This window comes from Aminobacter sp. P4_D5 (genome assembly GCF_056401815.1).
In genome coordinates, this window is sequence record NZ_JBFUIP010000858.1 from 1 (window position 1) to 651 (window position 651).

The 651-nt window shown below is 67.6% G+C and carries 1 protein-coding gene; it reads left to right on the forward strand.

What is annotated here, in order from left to right:
- Positions 1-154 precede the first annotated feature (154 nt).
- The coding region (locus AC1DWF_RS35425; protein ID WP_476843138.1) for a GNAT family N-acetyltransferase at positions 155-651 on the forward strand (497 nt) is incomplete at its 3' end.

Sequence of the window (651 nt, forward strand, 5' to 3'; positions counted from 1 at the left end):
TATCCTCGCCTTCGAGGGCGACAGCCATGTCGAGTGGTTCGAGGGCAACTTCCAGGCCTATGAGGCCGACAAGAAGCGACGACTTGGTGCGAACGCGGACCAGCCCCATCGGATCAAGTACCGGCCCCTCGTCCGGTAGCGCGGAGATGCGCCCATGCATCGCAGTTTGCTGAATTCCCCTCGGATCATCACGACCGCGCGGCTGTCTTTGCTGCCGCCGGGCCTCGAGCACCTGCCCGATCTCATCCGCCTCAAGACCGACGCTTCGGTCTTCGGCTACATGCTGCATGGTGCGCGATCGCCCGAGCGCGTGCGCGAGGAGCTGGAGGACGACATCGACTTCTGGCAGGTGCGCGGCTACGGCACCTGGAGCGACTTCCTCCGGGAGGCCGGGGATTTCCTCGGCATCGCCGGGCTGATGGAACGGCCGGATGGGCGAGGCGTCGCCGTGCGCTTTGCGCTGTGGCCTGCCTGCCGCGGCCAGGGCTTCGCGCGCGAGGCGGCGCGGGCCGCTCTGGACTTCGGCCATGCGGCAGGGCTGGGGCGCATCATCGGCGTGGCGCGGGAGACCAACAACGCCTCGCGCGCCGTGCTGACCGATATCGGCATGCGTGAATGCGATGACTTCGAGAACCGCGGCCATCGCATGCT